The organism is Nocardia harenae NBRC 108248 (genome assembly GCF_001612885.1).
Lineage (GTDB): Bacteria > Actinomycetota > Actinomycetes > Mycobacteriales > Mycobacteriaceae > Nocardia > Nocardia harenae.
Map to the genome: position 1 here is coordinate 305,259 of NZ_BDBH01000002.1, position 21,478 is coordinate 326,736.

Genomic DNA, 21,478 nt, shown 5'->3' on the forward strand with positions numbered 1-21,478 from the left:
GCCCGCCCCCGACCCCGGTGGCGGGCCGATCGCGTCAGAGCGGGAGCAGGTGGTGCTTGCGCGGGCTCGGCGCGACCTTCTTGTCCGCCAGCAGCTTCAGCGCCTTGCGCAGCTCGAGCCGGGTGGCCGAAGGCTCGATCACGGCGTCGACGTAGCCGCGCTCGGCGGCCACCCACGGGGTCGCCATGGTGGCGTTGTAGAAGTCGATCATCTGCTGCCTGATGGCGGCGCGCTGCTCCTCGGGGGCGGCGGCGATCTGCTTGCCGCCGATCAGGCTGACCGCGCTCTCCGCGCCCATGACCGCGATCCGGGCGGTCGGCCAGGCCAGGTTGACGTCGGCGCCGAGCTGCTTGCAGCCCATCACGGCGTACCCGCCGCCGTATGCCTTGCGGATCACCACGGTCACCTTGGGCACGCTGGCCTCGACGAAGGAGAAGAGGAAGCGCCCGCCGCGCTTGATCACGCCGATCTTCTCCTGCTCGACGCCGGGCAGGAAGCCGGGGGTGTCGACCACGAAGACCAGTGGCAGGCCGTAGGCGTCGCAGATCCGGACGAAGTGCGCGGCCTTGTCGGAGGCGCGGGCGTCCAGCGCGCCTGCGTAGACCATGGGCTGGTTCGCCACCACGCCGACGCTGCGGCCGTCCACCCTGGCGAAGCCGGTGATCACATTGCGGCCGGCGGAGGCGCCGAACTCGTGGAAATCGCCGTCGTCGAAGATGCGGAGCAGGATGTCGTACATGTCGTAGCCGGCATTGTCGGAGTCCGGCATGATCGCGTCCAGCTCCAGGTCGCTGGGGGTGACCTCGGGCTCTATGCCGGGGTTCACCACCGGCGGCTGCTCGGTGCAGCTGGTCGGCAGGAAGGCGAGGTAGCGGCGCACCCACTCGAAGGCGGAGGGCTCATCCTTCGCGACGTGATGAATATTGCCGTACTCGGCCTGGCTGTGCGCCCCGCCGAGCTCCTCCAGGCTGACGTCCTCGCCGGTGACCTCGCGGATCACCTTGGGCCCGGTGACGAACATGTACGCCTCTTCGGTGGCGACCACGACGTCGGTATTGATCGGCGCGTACACCGCACCGCCCGCGCACTTGCCGAGAATCATGGAGACCTGCGGCACCAGCCCGGAGAGCGGCTCCTGCCTGCGGCCCAGCTCGGCGTACCAGGCCAGCGAGGTCACCGCCTCCTGCACCCTGGCCCCGCCGGAGTCGTTGATACCGACCACCGGGCAGCCGACCTTGGCCGCGTACTCCATGAGGTGGGTGACCTTGCGGCCGAACATCTCGCCGACCGACCCGCCGTACACCGTCTGGTCGTGCGAGAACACCGCGACCGGCCTGCCCTCGACCAGGCCGTGCCCGGTGACGACGCCGTCGCCGTAGAGCGCCGCCGGATCGCCCGGCTTGCGCACCAGCGCACCGATTTCCACGAAGGTGCCAGGATCGACCAGCATATTGATGCGATCGCGCGCGCTCGGAATCCCCTTCGTCGCGCGCTTGGCCACGCCCGCTTCACCCGCAGGCTCCTGCGCCAGCTCCAGTCGCTTGCGCAGGTCGGCGAGTTTATCGGCGGTTTTGGTCACGCGTCCCCTTTCGACTTTTCGATGACGTCGAGCCGGGCGCTGAGGTCGGCACCGATCCGGCCGACCCGCGGCTCGTCGATGATCTGCAGGTGGTCGCCGGGGATCTCGATGACGTCGAGGTTCGAGAGGTACTCGCCCCAGCCGCCGTTCGGCTTGCGCTCGGCGTAGCGCGGCTCCAGCTCGATCATGCCGTCGTGGTAGCGGTCGGCGAGGTAGAGCACGACGTCGCCGTCGTACCGGATGGGCTGCATGCCTGCCAGGTGCCTGCCCTCGATCCACGAGGTGCGCTGGTGCTCCAGCACGCCGCCGGGGATCTTGGCGCCGCTCAGCTTGATCAGCTGGCTGACGATGGTGTACTGCTCGTCGTCCGAGGCATTGGCCAGCTCGCGCAGCTGCTCCTCCGGCAGGTCGCCCTCGACGCCGTAGGTCTTGCGGGCGAACTCCTGGTAGCGCTGGATGCGGCGCAGCCGCTCGTCCGGGCTGTTGTCCTCGGGCTCGGCCGGGATGGCCAGGTCGATCAGCCCGACCAGCCGGACGTCGGCGCCCTCGTCGCGCAGCAGCCGCGCCACCTGCAGCGCGAAGACGGCGCCCAGCGACCAGCCGTACAGCACGTAGGGGCCGTCGCCCTGGATCTTGCGCAGCTCGGGCAGGTACTGCCGCGCCCGCTCCTCGATGGTTCCCTCGACCCGCTCGAAGCCGTACATCGGCGTCTCCGCGGGCAGCCGCTTGAGCAGCGGCTCGTAGACCAGGGTGTTGCCGCCGGACGGGTGGAAGACGAAGACCGGGACCGACCCGTCGGTCTTGGCGCGCAGCGGGCGGATGAAGCCCTCCACGTCGGCGCCGCTGTCCTGCAGGTTCCTGACCACGTCGGCGAGCTGCTCGATGCTCTCGCAGTCCAGCACGTCGTCCAGCGTGACCTCGGCCTTGACCCGCTCGGTGAGCCGGGCGGCGAGCTTCTCGGCGGTGTCGGAGTCGAGGATCGGCAGGGTGTCGAAGATGCCGCCGGGGGACTTGCCGGTGACCAGGGCCCAGGTGGCGTAGGTGAGCCGCTCGGCGGCGTCACGTGGCGGTACGCCGTCCTCGTCCGAGGAGGAGTCGGGCTCCGGCGCCGCGGCCTGCGCCGGGGTGGGTTCGGCGGGTCGGGCCGCCGTGTCCTCGGGGGACGGCGTGCTGTCCGACAGCTCGGTGGGCGCGGTCTGCGCGGCCGCGGCCAGCGGATCCTCCCCCGCCTCCAGCGCGGCGCGCGCGGCCGCGACGAAATCGCCGCCGACCTCGAGCTCACCCTCGCCCGCGGCCTGCCGGTCGGCCATCGCCTGCACCTCTTCGCGGTGGTCGATGGCGTAGCGCAGCACCTTGCCGACCTCGCGCAGGCTGGCGTCGCGCACCGCGGCGATCTGCAGCTGCGGGATGTCGAACTCGTACTCCACCCGGTTCTTGATCCGCATGGCCATGAGCGAGTCCAGCCCCAGCTCCATGAGCGGGATCTCCATGGGCAGGTCCTCGACCGCGTACCCCATGGACTCCGCCACGATGGTGGCGAGCCGGTCCTCGAGCGGCTGCGGGCCGTTCGGGTCCCAGCGGTCGCCGAAGCTCTCGACCACCTCGATGTCGGCATCGCCGGTGGGCGCGGCGGCCGGAGCGGGCGCGAGCGTGGTCGCGGGCAGCGGCGCGCCGGAGACCACGACCGCGTCCAGCACCAGCCGGAAACCGCTCGCCTCCTTGGCGTGCACCTGCACCGAGGCGCCGCCGGGGTGCGGGGTGAGCGTGGTGGTGAGCGACCCGGACCCGGGCAGCGCGCCGTGCAGCTGGGACGCGCCGAGCGCCGGATCGGCCAGCACCTGCGCGGCCGCCGCGGTGACCAGCGCGGCGGCATCGGTGACGGCGCCCGCGGGCACCTCCCAGACGTGCCTGCCGTCCGGCAGCGCGACGTGCGCGCCCGGCGCCCCGGCCGGGCCGGAGACCCGGATGGCGGCCTTGGGCCAGTACTGCTTGCGCAGGAACGAGGTGCGCGGGATGTCGCCGAAGCCGCCCGCGGGCAGCAGCGTCGAGAGGTTCACCCGGTGCCCGTGCACGTAGAGCTGGGCGAAGGCGCCGAGCACGCCCGCCGACTCGTCCTCCTTGCGCTTGAGCGTCGGGATCAGCTGGGCATCGTGCAGCCCGGCCGCGAAGGTGGTGCCGAGCACCTGCATGAGCGCGACCGAGTTCGGCGCCAGCTCCAGGAAGGTGCTGTGCCCGGCGTCGACCGCGAGCTTGACGGCATTGGTGAAGTACACGCTGTGCCGCATGTTCTTCACCCAGTAATCCTCGTCGTGCACGGGATCGTGCCCGGCCTTGAAGAACTGCTCCCTGTGCACGGTGGAGTAGAGCCCGGCGCGCAGCGCGGTCGGCTCCAGCCCGGCCAGCTCGGCGGCGAGCTCGCCGAGCAACGGGTCCATCTGCGAGGTGTGGCCCGCGCCGCGGGTGGGCAGCACCCGGGCGAACTTGCCCGCCTCCTCGACCTTGGCGACGATCGCGGCGACCTGCGCCTGCGGGCCGCCGACCACGGTATTCGTCGGCGCGGCGTAGACCGCGACCTCGACGTCCGGGTAGTCGTGCAGCAGCTCGGCCACGTCGTCGGCGCTGAGCTCGACGAGCGCCATATTGCGCACGTCGTCGTCGGTGATCATGGCCTCGCCCTCGCCCATCAGGCGGGAGCGGGCGCAGATCACCCGCACGGCGTCCGCCAGCGCGAGCCCACCGGCGATATAGGCGCCTGCCACCTCGCCCATGGAGTGGCCGACCACGGCGGCGGGCTCGGCGCCGTGCGCGCGCAGCAGCGCGGCGAGCCCGATCTGGATGGTGAAGATGCCGACCTGGGAGGTGCCGACGTCGTAATCCTGGCCGTCGTCGAGCAGCATCTCCCGGATCGAGTACCCCGCCTCGTCCTGCACCAGCTCGTCGACCTCGTCGACGGTGCGGCGGAAGATGGCGTTCTCGGCGTAGAGCTGCTTGCCCATCTTGCGGTGCTGGGCGCCGAAGCCGGAGAGCACCCACACGGCGCCCTGCGCGGCCGGGGCGTCGGCGCTGAACACGCCGGGGCCAGGCTTGTTCGCGGCCAGCTGCCGCAGCCCGGCGATCGCCTCCTCGTGCGTCGTGGCGAGCACGACGCCGCGCGAGCGCCAGTGGCTGCGCTTGGCGAGTGCCCGCGCCACGTCGGCGAGCGGGGTGGCCTGCCCGGCCGGGCTCTCCAGCCAATCGGCCAGCTCGGTGGCGGCGCGGCGGCGGCGGGAGGGGAGGTAGGCGGAGACCGGGAGGATCACCGGGAGCGGCTCCGCGCGCTCGCCGGTCCACTCGGCGGGCTCGGCGGATTCGACCAGGATCTCGGTCGCGGCGGCGACCACATCGCTGCCGGTGGCACCGGCGACATCAGCGCCGGTGCCCGCCGCGGCGCCGATCGCACCGGCGGCATCGGCGCTCGACGGCCCGGCGGCGTCGCCGGAGCCGGGCACGACGGCGCCGTTGCCGGACGGCGCCGCAATCGTGCCGCCCGACGGAAGAACGGAGTCGTCGGCCGCGTTGCCGGTCGCATCGGCGACCAGCTCGTCCGCGGCGACGGCGGAGCCGACCGCGACGGCGGGCTGTGCCGCGACCGCGGCGGAGTCGGCGGCGACCGCGGGGCCTGCGGTCCCGGCGGCGGGCACCCCCTCCGGCCCGGTGTACTCCCGCAGCACGACGTGCGCATTCGTCCCGCCGAAGCCGAACCCGGAGATGCCGACGGTGGCGACCCCGCTGTACCGCGGGAACGGCGTCGGCTCGTCCACCACCTTCAGGTGCGCCTGCTCGAACGGGATGTACGGGTTCGGCCCGGCGTACCCGATATTCGGCGGAAGCACGTCGTTCTGGAAGGCCATGAGCACCTTGGCCAGGCTGGCCGCGCCCGCCCCCGACTCCAGGTGCCCGAAGTTGGTCTTCGCCGAGCCGAGCAGCGCGGGCTTGTCGTCGTCCCGGCCGCGGCCGACCACCCGGCCGAGCGCATCCGCCTCGATGGGATCGCCGAGCAGGGTTCCGGTGCCGTGCGCCTCGATGTAGTCGACCGAGGAGGGCACGATGCCCGCGTCGCGGTAGGCCCGGCGCAGCACCTCGGCCTGGGCGTCCGGGTTCGGCGCGAGCAGCCCGTTGGAGCGGCCGTCGTTGTTGGTGGCCGAGCCCTTGACCACGGCGAGGATGCGGTCGCCGTCGCGCTCGGCGTCGGCGAGCCGCTTGAGCACCACCAGGCCGCCGCCCTCGGAGCGGACCATGCCGTCGGCATCCGAGGAGAACGCCTTGATGTGGCCGTCCTTGGCCACCGCGCCGTTCTTGTCGAAGCCGAGGTTGGCGAAGGGCGCGAGGATCATGTTCACGCCGCCGGCCAGCGCCAGGTCGGCGTCGCCCTCGCGCAGCGCGCGCACCGCCTGGTGCACCGCGACCAGGGTGGACGAGCAGGCGGTGTCGATGGTGACGGACGGGCCGGTGAAGTCGAAGAAGTAGGAGACGCGGTTCGCGATGATGCTGCTGACGCTGCCCATGATGGCGTAGGCGTCGGCCGAGGCCGGGACGTTCGGGTCCTTCTCGGCGCCGAGCCCGAGCGCCGCGATGAGCTGAAAGTCGTTGCTGGAGGAGCCGATGAAGACGCCGACCGGGGTGCCGCGCAGCTCGCTGGCCGGGATCCGGGCGTGCTCCAGCGCCTCCCAGGTGAGCTCCATCATGAGCCGCTGCTGCGGATCGACCCGCTCGACCTCGATCGGCGACATGGCGAAGAACTCCGCGTCGAAGCCCTTCACCACCTCCTGATCGAGGTAGCCGCCGAGGCTGTTGCTCTCCGCGACGGCCTGCGCCACCTCCGGCTCGCCGAGGAACTCGGACCAGCGGCCCTCCGGCAGCTCGCGGATGCCGTCGCCGCGGTTGATGAGGAAGTCCCAGGTGGACTCGGGGGTGTCGCCCGCTCCGGGGAGCCGGGTGCTGAGCCCGACGATCGCGATGTCGTGCGCCGCGCCGGGGCTGTAGGAGGTGTAGAAGGCGTCGTCGGTGGTCTCGGCGGGCGCCTCCGGCTCGCCGTTCACGATCCGCTCGGCCAGCGAGGCGATGGTCGGGTGCTGGTAGACCACGGTGGCGGTGAGCATGACGCCGGTCAGCTCCTCGATATCGCCGCCGAGCGCGATGGCGTCGCGCGAGGCGAGGCCGAACTCCTCCATCGGGCGGTCGACCGTGATCTGGTCGGGCTGCTGGCCGGTGGCGTCGGCGACCCAGTTGCGCAACCACTCCCGCAGTTCGGCGACGGAGATGTCGGGTCGCTCGGCGCCGCCGGACGGCGAAGTGGGGTTGCCCTCGTTGTCAGCCATCAATTCCTCAAGCTACTCGGGTGCGTGCGTCGCACCGGGCGAACGCCGGAATCGAGCGGTGCACCGAGGCTCCGGCATACGGGACGATTCCCGGCGCCGCTCGGGGCGCCGGGAATCGGTGCTCACTCTTCGTCGGGTGCGTCCGGGAACGCCTGCTGGGTGTAGCCACCCCGCAGCGTTCCCTCCAGGTAGGCGGCCTTGCAGGCGCGCCGGGCGATCTTGCCGCTGGAGGTGCGCGGGATCGAGCCCGCGGGCACGAGCAGCACGTCGCGCACGGTGACGCCGTGCCGCTGCGAGATCGCCGCGCGCACCGCGTCGGCGATCGGCTGCGGATCGGCCTTGCCCGCGCCCGGCCCGCGCTCGCCCACGATCACCAGCTGCTCGGAGCCGTCGTCGGCATCGAACTGGAGCCCGGAGGAGTTCTGCTCGAAGACCACGGCGGGAAGCTGGTTCGCGGGCACCGAGAAGGCGGCGACGAAGCCGGGGCGCAGCTGGGTGCTCGCCTCCTGCGCCGAGTGCTCCAGGTCCTGCGGGTAGTGGTTGCGGCCGTCCACGATGACCAGGTCCTTGACCCGGCCGGTGATGTAGAGCTCGCCCTCGAAGTACACGCCGTAGTCGCCGGTGCGCATCCAGTCGGCGTCCTTCTCGGTGCCTTCGGCGCGGCTGTCGCCGGGCTGCCGCTCGCCGACCCGGTTCTTGAAGGTCTTGGTGGTCTCCTCGTCGCGACCCCAGTACCCGATGCCCATGTTCTCGCCGTGCAGCCAGATCTCGCCGACCCGGCCGTCCGGCAGCTCGGTGCCGACGCCGCTCTCCACGGTGTCCGGGTCCACGATGACGGCCCACTGCGAGCGCGCGACGTAGCCGCAGCTCACCTGGGCGATGGCGTTCTCGTGGGTGGGGTCGACGCGGACCATGCGGCCCGCGTTCAGCTCGTTGCGGTCGACGTAGTTGACCTTGGCCTCGTCCTCGTGCTTGGTCGCCGAGACGAAGAGCGTGGCCTCGGCCATGCCGTAGCAGGGCTTGATCGCCGTCTTGGGCAGGCCGTAGGGGGCGAAGGCCTCGTTGAACTTCTTCATCGACGAGGTGGTCACCGGCTCGCTGCCGTTGATCAGCCCGATCACGTTGGAGAGGTCGAGCGACTCACCGTTCTTGGGCAGGCCGCGGGCGGCGGCGTGCTCGAAGGCGAAGTTCGGGGCGGCAGCAAAAGTACCGGCACCATCCGAGACCGCGGCCAGCTCCTTGATCCACCGGTACGGGCGGCGCACGAAGGCGCTCGGCGACATGATGGTGATGAACTTGCCGCCCACCGCGGGCAGGATCACCGTCAGCAGCCCCATGTCGTGGAAGAGCGGCAGCCAGGTGACGCCGCGCGAGCTCATGTCGATCTTCAGCGCGTCCACCATCTGCAGCACATTCGTGCCGACCGCGCGGTGCGTGATCTCCACGCCTGCCGGGGTCCGGGTGGAGCCGGAGGTGTACTGCAGGTACGCGATGTCGTCGATCTCGAGCTCCGGCCGCACCCAGGTGTCGCCGACGCTGTCCGGGATCGCGTCCACCGCGATGATCCGGGGCCGCTGGGCGGCGGGCAGCGAGCGGAAGAACTGGCGCACGCCCGCGGCCGACGAGCTCGCGGTCAGGATCGCCGACGGCGTGCAGTCGCCGAGCACCGCGTGCAGCCGGTCGGTGTGGCCCGGCTCGTCCGGGTCGAAGAGCGGCACCGAGATGTTCCCCGCGAAGATGGCGGCGAAGAAGGAGATCACGTAGTCCAGCCCCTGCGGGGCCAGGATCGCGACCCGATCGCCCGGGTTGGTCACCTGCTGGAGTCGGCCGGCCACCGCGCGCAACCGGACACCGAACTCACGCCACGTCAGCTCGAGTGCCTCACCGTCCCGCTCGCGCGAGTAGTCGATGTAGCGGTACGCGAGCGTGTTCGCGTCGTTCCGCGTGTGCTTCTCGACGTGGTCGACCAGGGTGTGATCCTCGGGAATACGGATGTTCCCGGTCTCGTCCAGGTACTCGTCGAAAGTCGTTTCCATTCCTTCTTCTCCTCCGAGGCACGAACAGCCCGACGGCGAGATGCCGTTGATACCTGTGAGGCCCCGACTCGCTTTCGCCGGGCGGGCACTCCGTGTCCGAGCACCGGCGCGGCAGATTTCGTCGCGGTCTGCGCGGTGACCGCTAAAGGCTAGATGTACTCAAACCAGAGTCATGTTACAGAGAAGACCGGGTCACTCTTCCCGCAGCAGCGGAATCACGGGTGCGAAGGCATCCATCTGGGTGGGAAAGATGCCCACGTACGACAGCCCGGTGAGCTGCCGGACCCGGCGAATCTGCTCCGCGATCTCCTCGAACGAGCCGATGGCGACGTACGGGGAGTTCAGGATGTCCTCGACCGAGAGCTGGGTGTCCACCTCGAGGTCGGGGTGCAGCCCGCGCTCGATGGCGGAGAGCGCCATCTCGGCGGTCTTCTCCCGATCGTCGGTGATGACGATGGCGGTGATGGCCCAGTTCAGCTCGATGTCGCCGAACCGGTCACCGGCCGCCTCCCGGATGAGCTCGACCTTCTCGACGGTCTTCTCCAGGGTGATCCCGGAGAGCAGACCCTTGCCGTTCTTGGTGGTGACCGGAACGACCGAGACGATGTCGGCATGCTTGGCGGCCAGGCGGAGCATCTTCGGTCCGCCGCCGCCGGTGCAGATCGGCGGGCGGGGCCCCTGCCGCGGCCGCGGCGTGCCCTTGATGCCCTTGACCTGGTAATACTTGCCCTCGAAGGTGCACTCCCTTCCGCGCAGCAGCACGTCGAGGATGGTGAGTGCCTCGTCGAGCTTGGCCAGCCGCACGCCGGGGGAGTCGTACTCCAGCCCGGCGGCGAGGAATTCGTCCTGCTTCCAGCCCGCCCCGAGCCCGACCTCGAGCCGGCCCCTGGAGAGCACGTCGATGGTGGCCAGGTCCTTGGCCAGCACCACGGGGTGGCGGAAGCCGTTGGCCAGTACCGAAGTACCGAGCCGGATGCGTTCGGTAGCCTGGCTCAGCGCGCCGAGCGCGGCGATCGGGCCGATCTGGTCGCCGAGGTGGTCGGGCACGACGAAGGTGTCGTAGCCGTACTCCTCGGCCTGCTGCGCGGTCTGCACGAACTTGCGCGCGCCGCCCTCCTGCTTGTTGCCCTCGCCCGCGGCCGCGAACCGGAATCTGCGCAGCGGCGTGCCCAGCGCGGTCAGCTCGGCTGCCGCTGCGCTCGGCTCGGCGGTGGCCGGTGCTCCGGCGTGTGTCATGAACTCATGCTCCTCTGGGGCCAGGTGCGATCACCAGCGCACTTTACAGCGTCCCGCAACCCCCGAGAACGGTTGCGGCCGCACCGCTGGCGAGCACGCGAACGTGCGCGCCACACTGCTGTGAGACCTCACGAATGAGGTGGCCGCGGAGCACCTTCGATCAACCCCGTCGCCCAGTCGAGGGTCCAGCCGGTGGCGGTCGTCCCCGCCCCGTCGACGACGTAGCCGTTGTAGAGGCTGTGCACCGGGTTGCCGACGGCCCTGGTCAGCGTGAGCACGCTGCCCATGATGTTCGCCGGGCTCAGGGCGTCGCGCGGGGCGTCGCAGATGAGGTCGCCGGGCGCGCACATGGTGTAGACGCGGCCCGCCAGTTCGCCGAATCCGCCTTCTCGCGGGCCGGTCATGGTGATTCCGGGCACGTTCAGCCCCTTCAACGCCACCTCGGCGCCGACGCCGGGCGGTTCCGCCCCGATCGTGATGGCCGCGCCCTCGGTGCCGGGGGCCCGCCTGCCGTCCGCGATGAGCGTCACGCCGAGTACCAGCTTCGCCGGGACCGGGCCGTCGCCCGCGCCGATCTGCGCGGCGATGTCGCCGGCGATCACCGCGCCCTGGGAGAACCCGGCGATGACGTACGAGGTGAGCGGGCAGCGCTCGTGCACCTCGGTGAGCAGCTCGACGGCGCGGGTGGTGCCCTCGGAGCGGCTGTTGTTGTAGGACTGCTGGCCGTCCGGCGGAATGGCGATGGGATTCGAGAACTGCGCCACGTACGGGACGGTGTAGACGTCCACCCGCTCGGCCGGGAACCGCTCGGCGATGGGGGCGGAGACATTGATCATGAGCGACACCGGGTTCGCCACCGGGTTGTGCGGGTCGTCGTTGCTGTTCGACTCCCAGGTGCCCGGGATCGAGACGAACTGCACGTCCGGGCAGTCCGCCGGCTGCGAGGCGGGCGGCTCCGGCGGGGTCGGGCCGGGGCCGGGCACCTTCAGCCGTCCGGCGAGCAGGTACCAGAGCAGCAGCGCCGCGATCACGATCAGCGCGACGACCAGCAGGAACACCAGGCACCCCGCCGGCCGGGACCGGCGGGGCGACGAACCGCGGCGTGCGCTCACGAGCAGTAGGTCTGCTTGGCGGTATCGAGGTAGATCTTCCCGGCCTGCTCGACCGGCATCTTGGCCGGGTCGAAGGACGGGTCGGAGCCTGCCATCGCGGAGACGAAGGTCATCAGGTCCTGATCCGAGGCGCCCGCCGCGCTGCCCTGGCAGACGTAGGCGCCGATGCTGAGCGCGATGTCGGGGGTGGACGGGGTGACGCCCTTGGCGGCCAGCGCGTCGAGGAACTGCTGGTCCCGGTCGCCGAGCGTCGTGGTGTTCGCGGGCGGGACGGCATCGGTGGGCACCGGCTCGGGGCGCTCCGGCGACTCCGCGGCGGGCGGGGCCGAGACCTCGGCCGACGGGGTCGCGCCCTGGTCCGGCGCCTGTGCGGCGGAGGTGGGCGCCTGGCTCGCGGCCGACGCGGTGGTGCTCAGCGACGGGGTGCTCGACGCCGTCGAGTCGTTGTCACCGCAGGCCGCGAGCAGGCCGGTGGCGGCGAGCGCCACGGCGACGCCCATCACCTTTCCACGGGTCCGATGCATGAATTCTTGTCCTCGCTTGTCGGCGTTCGGGGGTCGGTCGCCCACCAGGCTAGCGGGCCGCTCCCCGATGCCGTTCAGATGCCGTGGATCTCTTGCCTCCCGTCGCGCACCGTGACGAACCCGGCCTGGAAGTTCTGCTGCACCCCGCCGGGCACCGCGAACTCGTCGCTGATCGGGTAGCCCAGCCTGCCGTTCTCGTACCCCGCGTCCCGCCAGGCGTCCATGATCGGGCCGTTGCGCACCGCCCAGGCGCCGGAGAGCGGGCTCCAGTACAGCGTGCCGCCCTCGAACCGGGCGTACCGGCCGAGATCCCTGGCCGGCTGCTCCCCGTCGACCGGCAACCCGACCGGGCTCTTCTCGAAGCCGAGCTGCGCGTACTTGCCCAGGATCAGCCCCTGCACCCGGTGCGCCCCGGTCGCCGGGCTGTAGTAGAAGGCGCCGTGCTCGAAGCTCTGCACCATTCCGTCGCGATCGGGCAATCGGACCTCGGGGCCTGCGGGGTAGCCGGCCGGCCCGCGCTCGAAGCCCTGCGCGCCCCAGGCCCCGAGCACGGCGCCGCGCACCACCTGCGCGCCGGTCTCCCTGGTCCAGTACAGCGAGCCGTCCAGGAAGCTCTGGAACCGGCCGCGGCCGTCCGGCAGCAGCACCTCGTCGCCGGTGGGCAGCCCGAGCGGCGCCGGACCGGCCGCCGCGGCCATGTACCCGCCCGCCAGCGCGCCCGCCACCGGGTGCGCGCCGGTGTCGGCGGCGGAGAGCACCCGGCCGGAGCGGAAGTCCTGCGCCACCCCGCCCGGCACCGGGTACTCATTGGTCAGGCAGTCGCCGAGCCAGGGGTTGACCGCGGTGACCGGCTGGATGGCTCCGCCGACCTCGCAGGCGGGCTTGTCGGCCTCGACCCCGAGCGCCGCGGCCACCTGCGGCCAGGACTGCCGCATCTCGAAGTCCCAGTACGGCCAGGAGTGCGTGCCGGAGGCCCGGTAGTTGGCCTGCACCGGGATATTCAGCTCGCCCAGCTTGCCGACGAAGTTCTGCGAGGTGAGCCGGGAGAGGATCTCCAGCCCGGTGCCCGCGTAGTTGGTGCTGATGCCGGGGATGGTGGAGGCCAGGTCGTGCGGGCCGGTGGCGCCGCTGCCGCTGGAGACGTACAGGCTGACGCCGCGCAGCTTGTCGGCGAGCAGGTACGGGTCGTGCTCCGGCCAGCCCGGATCGGTCGGCGGGCCCCACATGGCGTTGGAGTCGAAGCCGCCCGCGTCCCGCATGGCGAACTGGATGGCCTGCGGCATGCCGAGCGTGGTGGTGGTCAGGAAGCCGGAGTAGGAGGCGGCGAACTTCGCGAAGCCGGGGTTGCGGGCGGTCAGGAACATGGCCGCGGTGCCGCCCATGGAGAGCCCGGCGACGGCGCGGGCACCGGTGGCCCGCCACTGCTGCTCGAGCAGCGGGGGCAGCTCCCTGGTGAGGAACGTCTCCCACTGGTAGTTGTGCCCGTTGTCCGGGCGCACCCAGTCGGCGTAGAAGCTGGATTGGCCGCCGATCGGCAGCACCACGGTGACGTTCTTGTCGGCGTAGAAGCTCTCCGCGCCCGCGTCCTTGGTCCAGCCGGACTCGCTGTCGGCGGCGCGCAGCCCGTCCAGCATGAAGAGCACCGGAAAGGTGGCGTCCGGGCGCGCGTTCCAGTCCCTGGCCAGCAGCAGCTGCACCTGGGTCGGCGCGCCCATGGACGGCGAGTCGACCCAGAGCGCGACCCGCCGGTCGTCCAGCCAGACAACCTTGCTCACCGCGGCACCGCCGGGCGCGGTGGCGGGCTGGGCCGTGCTGACCGGGGTGGCGGCGGGCAGGAGCGCCATGGCCGCGGCGGCGGCGAGCGTCAGCAGGCGGCGGCGCGGTCGCGCATTGGTTGCCGGCGCGCCCGCACGGCCCGGTCGTCGCTCGTCACCGCCCCCGCTCTTCCCTGCCATTCACTGTTTGTACCCTGCTCACGAGGCTTTTCCCGGCGCGACGCGCCAACCGCAGGCCGATGCTCAAGATTTGCCCGCTTTGCGCGGAGCGCGGAAACGGCAGCGGCGCCGCCGCTTCCCGGAGGAAGCTGACGGCGCCGCGGCGTCGAACGGGGGTGGTGTCACCAAGCGCCGGTGGCGTCGAGGATGCCCTGGCGGGAGTTGAAGAGCTCGCCCTCCCAGTACTTCCACGAGTGGGTGCCCGCGGCCGGGAAGTTGAAGGCGGCCGGGATCTTGAGCGAGTTCAGCCGGACCTGGAACGCGCGGGTGTTCACCAGCGAGAGCGCCTCGAGCGCCATCGCGTTACCGGTGTTGAAGACGCCGATCGCCGAGTTCGGGCGATCGTGCTGGCCGGGCAGGCCGGACGCGGCCGAGATGTACATCGGCAGCCCCTTCAGCTGCGGCGCGAAGACGAAGGGGTCCATGCGCAGCCACTGCGGGCTCCACGGGGCCGCCATCGAGTCGACGTTGAAGCGGCCCGCGTCCAGCATGGCGACCCGGATGGCCTCGCGCATGCCCGGCGCCGAGATGTTCAGGTAGCCGGAGTAGGACGCGGCGTACTTGAACTGATCGCGGTGGTAGGCGGCGAGCGCGAGGGCGGCGCTGCCACCCATGGAGAGGCCGGCGACCGCGTTGTTGGTCTTGGAGACGCCGTAGCCCGCCAGGAAGTCCGGCAACTCCTTGGTCAGGAAGGTCTCCCACTTGTAGGTGGACTTCTGACCGTTGGTGTTGCTGGGGGCGTACCAGTCGGTGTAGAAGCTCGACTGCCCGCCGACCGGCATGATCAGGCTGATGTTGTCGTTCTTGAACTGCTCGAGCGCATTGGTCTCGAACGACCAGGCATTGCGGTCGTCCCGCGCCCGGAGGCCGTCGAGCAGGTAGAGCGCCGCGTTACCGCCGCGAGCCGCCCACTGCACCTGAACCTTGATCGGGCCCATCCCGGACGGAACCATGAGGTCCTCGACCCCGCCCGCCGGCGCCCGAAGCGCCGGGGCGGGAGCCGCCACGGCGGCGGTCGGGGCCGCGATACCGGCGGCGATCGGCAGCGCTAGCGCAGCAGCACCGACGGCCAGAATTCGGCCACGCCATCCCGTTTTCGTCTTCTTCGGCGCGGCCGCCCTGCCGAAACGCATGAATTCTGCTCTCTTCCTGCTGTCGTGGCGCGGCTCCCACCCCGGCGGGGACCGCACCAGTGTTGCCTACGAGACGCGCGGCCCCGCAGGACCGGATCCCGACCACCGGCCCTGCGGAGCGCACTACAACGATCTGGTCACACTCGCGCTCGCTGGACGATATTCGACCCCGGATTCCTTCGCAAGACGGAGGGATCGTTTACCCACCGGCGAGCGCTGTGATCGTGCGGAGACCATATCGCGTTCTCCGGTTGATGTCGTCGCTTGGTTCCGATTCGTTTCCGTTATCCACAGATGCGGCCACGCGCCAGCGGAATTCGCGGTTACCGGGGGGCGGATACGGGGGTTTCACTGTGACGAATCCCGCATCACCCCCAATTCCGGGACGGCGGAAAAAGACGGACCGCCCGGCACCGTAGGCGGTGCCGGGCGGTCCGGGAACGGCGGCGTCAGCCGATATTCGCCGAGAGGTCGGGCAGCATTCGCTTCGCCTCTTCGGTCCAGTTGATCCAGTTGTGCACGCCGAAGCTCGGGAACGAGTAGGTGGTGTTCCCGCCGCCCAGCGTCGCCATCCGCACCTGGAAAGCCCTGGTGTTGGCGAGCGCGATCGCCTCCAGCCCCATGGCGTTGAGGGTGTTGAAGCTGGGGCCGTCGACCGCGGTCGGCAGGCCGCTACCGGCGGCGATGTAGAGCCGGGTGCCATTGCGGACCAGCTGCGGCGCGAAGACGAAGGGGTCCATGCGCAGCCACTGCGGGCCCCACGGCGGCGCCATGGCGTCGACGTTGTAGCCGCCCGCGTCCAGCATGGCGACCCGGATGGCCTCGCGCATGCCGGGCGCGGAGATATTCAGGTAGCCGGAGTACGAACCGGCGAAGCTGAACTGGTCGGGGTGGTAGGCCGCCAGGGTGAGCGCGGCGCTGCCGCCCATGGAGAGGCCGAAGACGCCGTTGCGGGTCGAGCGGAAACCGAGCCGGTCGCGCAGCGCGTTGCGCAGGTCGTTGGTGAGGAAGGTTTCCCACTGGTAGCGGTAGCTCTTGCCCGGCCCGGCCGCGAAGGCGTTCAGCGCGCCGGAGCCGGAGCTGGAGCCGGTACCGGCCGGAATACCGACGAAGGTGCTCGGCGCATTCCAGTCGGCGTAGAAGCTGGACATGCCGCCGACCGGCATCACGACGTTGATGTTCGCGGCCGCCAGCATCTCGGCGACGGGGGTCTCGATCTCCCAGCCGTTCAGCGTCTCGGGGGCGCGCATGCCGTCGAGCACGTAGACCACGCGGTTGAGGTTGCCGTCGGCCGCGCGCAGCACCCGCGACTTGATCGGCCCCATCCCGGAGTCGACCCAGAAGTCGAAGGCCGCGGGGTTGAACGCCGCCTCGGCCGGCGCCGCAGGCCCGGTGACCGCGATCCCCATCGGGGCGAGCAGCGCCAGTGCCAGCGCCATACTCCACCGCCCGAGCCGGGAGCCGCGTGCTCCCGCACCGGCTCCGCGTTTCCAGCGCGCACTTCGCATTCGTCGAAACCTTTCGCTCTGGCGACCGGTTGGCAAATCGAAAGCTATCGAAACCGGCCCCTCATCGGGCACCAGGCCACGTCATTGCCTCGCATAACGGACATGTGCGACCTCGGCGCATGCTTCCGCTGTATCCATCGGAAGCGCATGCCTCCATGTTGCTGGATAGTGATCCGAGCCACAACCGACGCACCCTGACGCTACCGATTCGTTGCCGACCGTCCCGGGGACGCCCACCGGGCGCCACCGCCGACCGTACCCGGCCGGGCGGGCCCGTGCCTACCCGGCCCGATCAGCGGCTCCGCGCGCTCAGCCGATCGAGGCGGAGAGATCGGGCAGCATCCGGCCCACCTCGGACTCCCAATTCCGCCAGGTGTGCACCCCGACATTGGCGAAGTCGTAGGTGACGTTGGAGACCCCGAGCGCGTCCAGCCGGGCCCGGAACGACCTGGTGTTGGCGGATGCCAGGTTCTCCAGCACGATGGCGTTCAGGGTGTCGAAATCGGCGCCGTCGGCGGGCACCGGGCGGCCGTCGGCGGCCGCGATCCAGAGCCGTGTCCCATTGTCCCGCAACAGCGGAGCGAACGAGAACGGATCGAACCGCCGCCACAGCTCGCTGGCCGCGGGGGCCATGGAATCGATGTTGTACCCGCCCGCGTCGACCATGGCGAGCCGGATGGCCTCGCGCATGCCGGGGGCATTGACATCGAGCATGCCGCTGTAGGCGGCGGCGTAGGAGTAGCGCTCCGGGTGGAAGGCGGCGAGCCCGAGCGCGGCGGTCGCCCCCATGGAGAGCCCGATCACGCCGTTGCGCGCGGTGGCGAAGCCGTACCGGTCGCGCAGCGCGTCCGGCAGCGCGCCGGTGAGGAAGGTTTCCCACTGGTACCGGTAACTCTTACCGGGGCCGGCGTCGAGCGCCTGCAGCCCGCCGGAGCCGGTGGCGGAGCCCGCCGAGCCGGTGGCGGGCGGCAGCCCAGCCATCGAGCTCGGGGCCGCCCAGTCGGCGTAGAAGCTGGACTGGCCGCCGATCGGCATGACGACATTGATATTCGCCGCGGCCAGCCGGCTCGGCACCCCGGTGTGCAGCTCCCAGCCGCTCAGGTCCTCCCTGGCGCGCATGCCGTCCAGGGCGTAGACCACGCGATCGGTATTGCCGTCGGCCGCGCGGAAGACCCGCGACTTGATCGGCCCCATCGGGGAGTCGACCCAGACGTCGATGCCTGCCGGGTCGAATGCCGCCGAGGCCGGAGCGGCCGCGCCGAGCGCGGTCCCGACCGGCAGCAGCGCCGCCAGGGCCAGCAGTGCGGTCCGGCGGAGCCGGGCGCCCTTCCGTCTTCGGATGTTCACGCCTCGCATCAAAGGGCCTTCCTGCGTGCCTGGTCCGGAAATCGCACCGAGCCTAACGGCGGAGCGGGGAGTGGCCGTTATCGAAATGTAATAGAGATTCGGCGGGCTGTTTGTGCCCGATCACGACCGTCCGGCGCGGCCCCGTCCAACGCAGCGTCGCCGCCCGATGCGGACCGGGCGGCGACTGTCGGAAAGGGTCAAGAAATCAGCGCGGGGGCTGCGGGAACGGGTCCACCAGACCGCAGCGCTCGATCTCGTACTTCGGCACCCGCTCGATCCGGTAGGCGGCGAAGTTCAGCGCATTGCGCAGGTTGTGCTTGAACCGGTCGAGGGTGAGCGGGTCGCGGTGCGCGAGCATGAGCGCGTGGGTGTCCGGGCAGGACAGGGCGACCCGGGCTTGGGCTACCCACTCTTCGTCCAGGTACCAGGGCATCCAGGGCTTCCTGTCCACCATGCCCGCGTCCACGATCACCCAGTCCGGGTAGAGGCTCTTATCGTGGCCGATGCGGCCGTCGGCCAGCCGGTCGGTGTGCGCGGCGAGCGGGTAGGCCAGCCCCATCGGGTCGACGACCTTGACATCCAGCGGGACGTTCATGCTGGTCATGCCGAGGTTCAGGAAGAAGACGGTGTGCCCGGCGCCGCCTTCGGGGATGGGCTGCGGCGGCGGCGCGATGTACCAGAACATGAAGGAGGGCGAGTTCAGCAGCAGCCCGCCGTCCGGGGTGTTGGCGATGCCGTCGACCATGGCCCGCATGCGCGGGTAGTCCAGGTAGTCCTCGGCCCGGATCGGGTGGTCGTGCCCGGTATTGAGCACGTAGTACACCCGCTCGTCCACGATGCCGGTCGAGCTGATCTTGGTGCCGGTGGTGATGGCGGTGGTGCCCGCGGCGAAGAAGGCCCAGCCGATCACGGCCAGCCAGAGCGCGGGGACCAGCAGGTAGCGCACGTCGCGCAGGGAGAACGGCCGGAAGGCGCCGCGCGGCACCCGGATGGGAAGCACCGCGATCGGCAGCAGGAAGAGGAAGAGCTGCGGCAGCAGCATGCGGCCGTGCATGAAGTCGCCGCCGACCCGCAGGGCGTAGACGGTGAGCAGCAGCGCGCCGCCGAGCACCAGCGTGACGACCGCGCTCGGCGAGCGCAGCCAGCGCCGGAACCGGGTCACCGGGTGCACCCGCTCGCCGCGCTCCCGCTCACCGCGCGCGGTGGACTCGCTCGCCAGCCGCAGCGCGCCGAGGCCGGCCAGCAGCAGCAGGAGCAGCGGCAGCCAGAGCCAGTACGGCCCGACCAGGTTCCAGAGGTAGGTGAAGCCCTGGCCCCACTTGGCGCCGCCCGCGTCCTTGGCGACCGCGGTGTTCGGATAGGGCAGGCCGTAGTACCCCATCCGCCAGATCTGGTAGCCGAGCGGGAGCACCCCGGCCACCGCGACGATCAGCAGCCGGAGCAGCACCGGGCGCTCGCCCGGCAGCGGCGCGAGGAAGATCATGCCGAGCGCGGCGGCGCCGAGCACCGCCATCTCGGGGCGGATGAGCGGGGCCAGCCCGGCCAGGAAGACCAGCCCGAGCAGCGCGGGCACCCGGACCCGCTCGGCCTTCGCCCAGCTGATCATGGCCCACCAGAGCAGCCCGAGCCAGAAGATCACCAGCCCGCTCTCCAGGCCGGAGGTCACGTAGTCGCGGGCCGGCGGCACCGCGATGTAGACCAGCACACCCGCGGGCAGCAGGAAGGCCGCGCGCGGGCCGCCCCAGAGCCGGGCGGTGCCGAGCACGGCGAAGACGACGGCGCCGAGCGAGAGCACCAGCGCGAGCGCGAGCACCACGTACTCCAGCCTGGCGCCGGTAATCCAGCTGAAGAACCAGACCAGGTAGGTCCATGCGGTGCTGGTGTTGGCCTCGACACGCTCGCCCGCGTTGAAGACCGGGCCGTTGCCCGCGAGCAGGTTGCGGACGGTGCGCAGCACGATCAGGCCGTCGTCGGCGATCCAGCGGCGCTGCCAGCCGCCGATGGCGAAGAGCGCGACGGTCACCGCGATCCCGCCGACGAAGATGGGACGGGAGAACCGGGTGTACCGCGGCGCGGAGCGGGCCGAGTCCTCGGCCCGCTCGCGCTCGTCTTCGGTTGTCCCGGCCCCCTCGGCCACTCTCTCGTCAGGCGAGATAGACAGCGACACCTACCGCTCCGATCCAGGCGATGGCGAGGAACTGCAATACGCGGTCCCCCAGCGCGATCTCTTCGGGTTCACCGGCCTCGCCACCGTCGACGTCGACCGCGTAACGCAGGATTGCGATGGTAAACGGAATCATGGAGATCGCGAACCAGTTCGTGTCCTTCGCGTCGCCCTGTTCGAAGGCCCAGAGGCCGTAGAACACCACCACCGCCGTCGCCGCCAGGGTCCAGATGAACCGCAGGTAGGTCGGGGTGTAGTACTCCAGCGACTTGCGGATCTTGGCGCCGGTGCCGAGCGCGATCTGCAGCTCCGCGTACCGCTTGCCCGCCGCCATGAAGAGCGAGCCGAACGCCATGATCAGCAGGAACCACTGGGAGAGCGGGATATTCGCCGCCGCGCCGCCCGCCACCGCGCGCAGCAGGAAGCCGGAGGAGACGATGCAGATGTCGAGCACCGCCTGGTGCTTGAGCCCGAAGCAGTAGGCCAGCTGGATGCCGATGTAGACCGCCATCACCACGGCCAGCTGCCAGGCGGCCACGAAGGAGATGGCGATCGAGGCGACCAGCAGCACGACCGCGAGCACATAGGCCAGGTTCACCGGGACCACGCCCGCGGCGATCGGCCGGTACCGCTTGGTCGGGTGCGCCCGGTCGGCCTCGACGTCCATCGCGTCGTTCACCAGGTAGATCCCGGAGGCCGCGAGGCAGAACACCGCGAAGGCGATGGCGACGTGGATCAGCACGTCGATGTCGGTCGCCGACCCCGCAGCCAGCGGGGCGGCGAGGACCAGCACGTTCTTCACCCACTGGCGTGGCCGCATGGTCTTGATCAACCCACCGGCCAGCGTCTTGGGCGGGCCCTTGGTCACGCCTTCCGCGAGGTCGGTGCCTGTCGGCTCTTCGCTCATGTCGGCCGCTTCCTCACTTGGAATCACTGCTCTTTCTCGTGCGGTCACTCTCGAGTCTCTTTTCGACGGCGAGCAGGGCGGCGGCGGACGCGGCGCCCAGCGCGGACCCGGCGAGCACGTCGGAGGGGTAGTGCACCCCGAGGACGACTCGCGAGAGCAGCATCGGGGGGACGAGCACCGCAGGCAAGGGTAGCCCGGTCAGTTTTCCGAGCAACACCGCAGCCGCCGCGGTGGAGGTCGCGTGCGAGGAGGGGAAACTCAGCTTGCTCGGCGTGCTCACATTGATCCGCACCGCCGGGTCGTGCGGGCGCGGCCTGCGCACCACCCGCTTGATCACGATCGAGGCGGCGTGCGCGCCCACCGCACCGACCGCGACCCCGGCCCACTGCCTGCGCCGCGGCTTGTCCACCAGCCAACCGGCGGCGGCGATGCCGACCCAGCCGAGTGCGTGCTCGCCGAAGTGCGAGAGGCCGCGGGCGGCGGAGATCACCGCGGGGTTGCCGCCGATCGCCGACTGCACCGCGGTGATGATCGCCACCTCCGGCGGGCTCGCCTGGGCGGCGGCCGGGGCCGGACCGGCC

Annotated in this window: 13 protein-coding genes; all 13 read right to left on the reverse strand. The window is 71.0% G+C overall.

Annotated elements, in window-relative coordinates; translation table 11 throughout:
- Nucleotides 1-34: 34 nt before the first annotated feature.
- The 13 genes from NH2_RS04350 to NH2_RS04410 all read right to left on the reverse strand — a co-directional run bounded on the left by NH2_RS04350 (nucleotide 35) and on the right by NH2_RS04410 (nucleotide 21,435).
- Complete coding sequence (locus tag NH2_RS04350) at nucleotides 35-1,579, reverse strand: acyl-CoA carboxylase subunit beta (protein ID WP_067648454.1); 1,545 nt, start codon at nucleotides 1,577-1,579, stop codon at nucleotides 35-37.
- Nucleotides 1,576-6,936, reverse strand: a complete 5,361-nt coding sequence (gene pks13 / locus NH2_RS04355) for a polyketide synthase Pks13 (protein ID WP_067648459.1) — start codon at nucleotides 6,934-6,936, stop codon at nucleotides 1,576-1,578. The genes NH2_RS04350 and pks13 overlap by 4 nt, the downstream gene beginning before the upstream one ends.
- 122 nt (nucleotides 6,937-7,058) lie before the next feature.
- The gene (gene fadD32 / locus NH2_RS04360) at nucleotides 7,059-8,972 is read right to left on the reverse strand and encodes a long-chain-fatty-acid--AMP ligase FadD32 (protein ID WP_067648461.1); all 1,914 of its coding nucleotides are present in this window, start codon (nucleotides 8,970-8,972) and stop codon (nucleotides 7,059-7,061) included.
- Between the two features lie 192 nt (nucleotides 8,973-9,164).
- A complete protein-coding gene (locus NH2_RS04365; protein ID WP_174552804.1) occupies nucleotides 9,165-10,154 on the reverse strand; it encodes an LLM class F420-dependent oxidoreductase in 990 nt (329 codons plus the stop codon).
- A 182-nt stretch (nucleotides 10,155-10,336) separates the two neighbouring features.
- Nucleotides 10,337-11,320 carry a cutinase family protein gene (locus NH2_RS04370; protein ID WP_084505207.1) on the reverse strand — a complete coding sequence of 328 codons (984 nt, stop codon included), beginning with the start codon at nucleotides 11,318-11,320 and terminating at the stop codon, nucleotides 10,337-10,339.
- On the reverse strand, nucleotides 11,317-11,844 hold the full coding sequence (locus tag NH2_RS04375; protein WP_067648470.1) for a DUF732 domain-containing protein: 528 nt from the start codon (nucleotides 11,842-11,844) through the stop codon (nucleotides 11,317-11,319). The genes NH2_RS04370 and NH2_RS04375 overlap by 4 nt, the downstream gene beginning before the upstream one ends.
- Nucleotides 11,845-11,918: 74 nt before the next feature.
- A complete protein-coding gene (locus NH2_RS04380; RefSeq protein WP_084505208.1) occupies nucleotides 11,919-13,799 on the reverse strand; it encodes an alpha/beta hydrolase-fold protein in 1,881 nt (626 codons plus the stop codon).
- A 161-nt stretch (nucleotides 13,800-13,960) separates the two neighbouring features.
- Complete coding sequence (locus NH2_RS04385; RefSeq protein ID WP_067648476.1) at nucleotides 13,961-14,971, reverse strand: alpha/beta hydrolase; 1,011 nt, start codon at nucleotides 14,969-14,971, stop codon at nucleotides 13,961-13,963.
- A gap of 449 nt (nucleotides 14,972-15,420) precedes the next feature.
- Entirely contained in the window at nucleotides 15,421-16,479 is a 1,059-nt protein-coding gene (locus NH2_RS04390; protein WP_084505209.1) for an alpha/beta hydrolase, read from the reverse strand.
- 309 nt (nucleotides 16,480-16,788) lie between these two features.
- Entirely contained in the window at nucleotides 16,789-17,835 is a 1,047-nt protein-coding gene (locus NH2_RS04395) for an alpha/beta hydrolase (protein WP_067648483.1), read from the reverse strand.
- Between the two features lie 196 nt (nucleotides 17,836-18,031).
- Nucleotides 18,032-19,963, reverse strand: coding sequence for an arabinofuranosyltransferase AftB family protein (locus tag NH2_RS04400; RefSeq protein ID WP_067648486.1), 1,932 nt, complete (start codon nucleotides 19,961-19,963; stop codon nucleotides 18,032-18,034).
- Between the two features lie 7 nt (nucleotides 19,964-19,970).
- Nucleotides 19,971-20,897: a decaprenyl-phosphate phosphoribosyltransferase gene (locus NH2_RS04405; protein WP_067648489.1), complete on the reverse strand. Its 927-nt coding sequence runs from the start codon at nucleotides 20,895-20,897 to the stop codon at nucleotides 19,971-19,973.
- Nucleotides 20,898-20,910: 13 nt separating this feature from the next.
- Nucleotides 20,911-21,435 (reverse strand): phosphatase PAP2 family protein, encoded by a 525-nt coding sequence (locus tag NH2_RS04410; protein WP_067649306.1) that lies wholly within the window; start codon nucleotides 21,433-21,435, stop codon nucleotides 20,911-20,913.
- Between the last annotated feature and the right edge of the window lie 43 nt (nucleotides 21,436-21,478).

What these genes read in the sequence shown, in the direction of transcription:
- NH2_RS04405 (WP_067648489.1), bottom strand. Translation starts at nt 20,897, where the DNA reads ATGAGCGAAGAGCCGACAGGCACCGACCTCGCGGAAGGCGTGACCAAG.
- NH2_RS04390 (WP_084505209.1), bottom strand. Translation starts at nt 16,479, where the DNA reads ATGCGAAGTGCGCGCTGGAAACGCGGAGCCGGTGCGGGAGCACGCGGC.
- NH2_RS04395 (WP_067648483.1), bottom strand. Translation starts at nt 17,835, where the DNA reads ATGCGAGGCGTGAACATCCGAAGACGGAAGGGCGCCCGGCTCCGCCGG.
- fadD32 (WP_067648461.1), bottom strand. Translation starts at nt 8,972, where the DNA reads ATGGAAACGACTTTCGACGAGTACCTGGACGAGACCGGGAACATCCGT.
- pks13 (WP_067648459.1), bottom strand. Translation starts at nt 6,936, where the DNA reads ATGGCTGACAACGAGGGCAACCCCACTTCGCCGTCCGGCGGCGCCGAG.
- NH2_RS04375 (WP_067648470.1), bottom strand. Translation starts at nt 11,844, where the DNA reads ATGCATCGGACCCGTGGAAAGGTGATGGGCGTCGCCGTGGCGCTCGCC.
- NH2_RS04380 (WP_084505208.1), bottom strand. Translation starts at nt 13,799, where the DNA reads ATGGCAGGGAAGAGCGGGGGCGGTGACGAGCGACGACCGGGCCGTGCG.
- NH2_RS04385 (WP_067648476.1), bottom strand. Translation starts at nt 14,971, where the DNA reads ATGCGTTTCGGCAGGGCGGCCGCGCCGAAGAAGACGAAAACGGGATGG.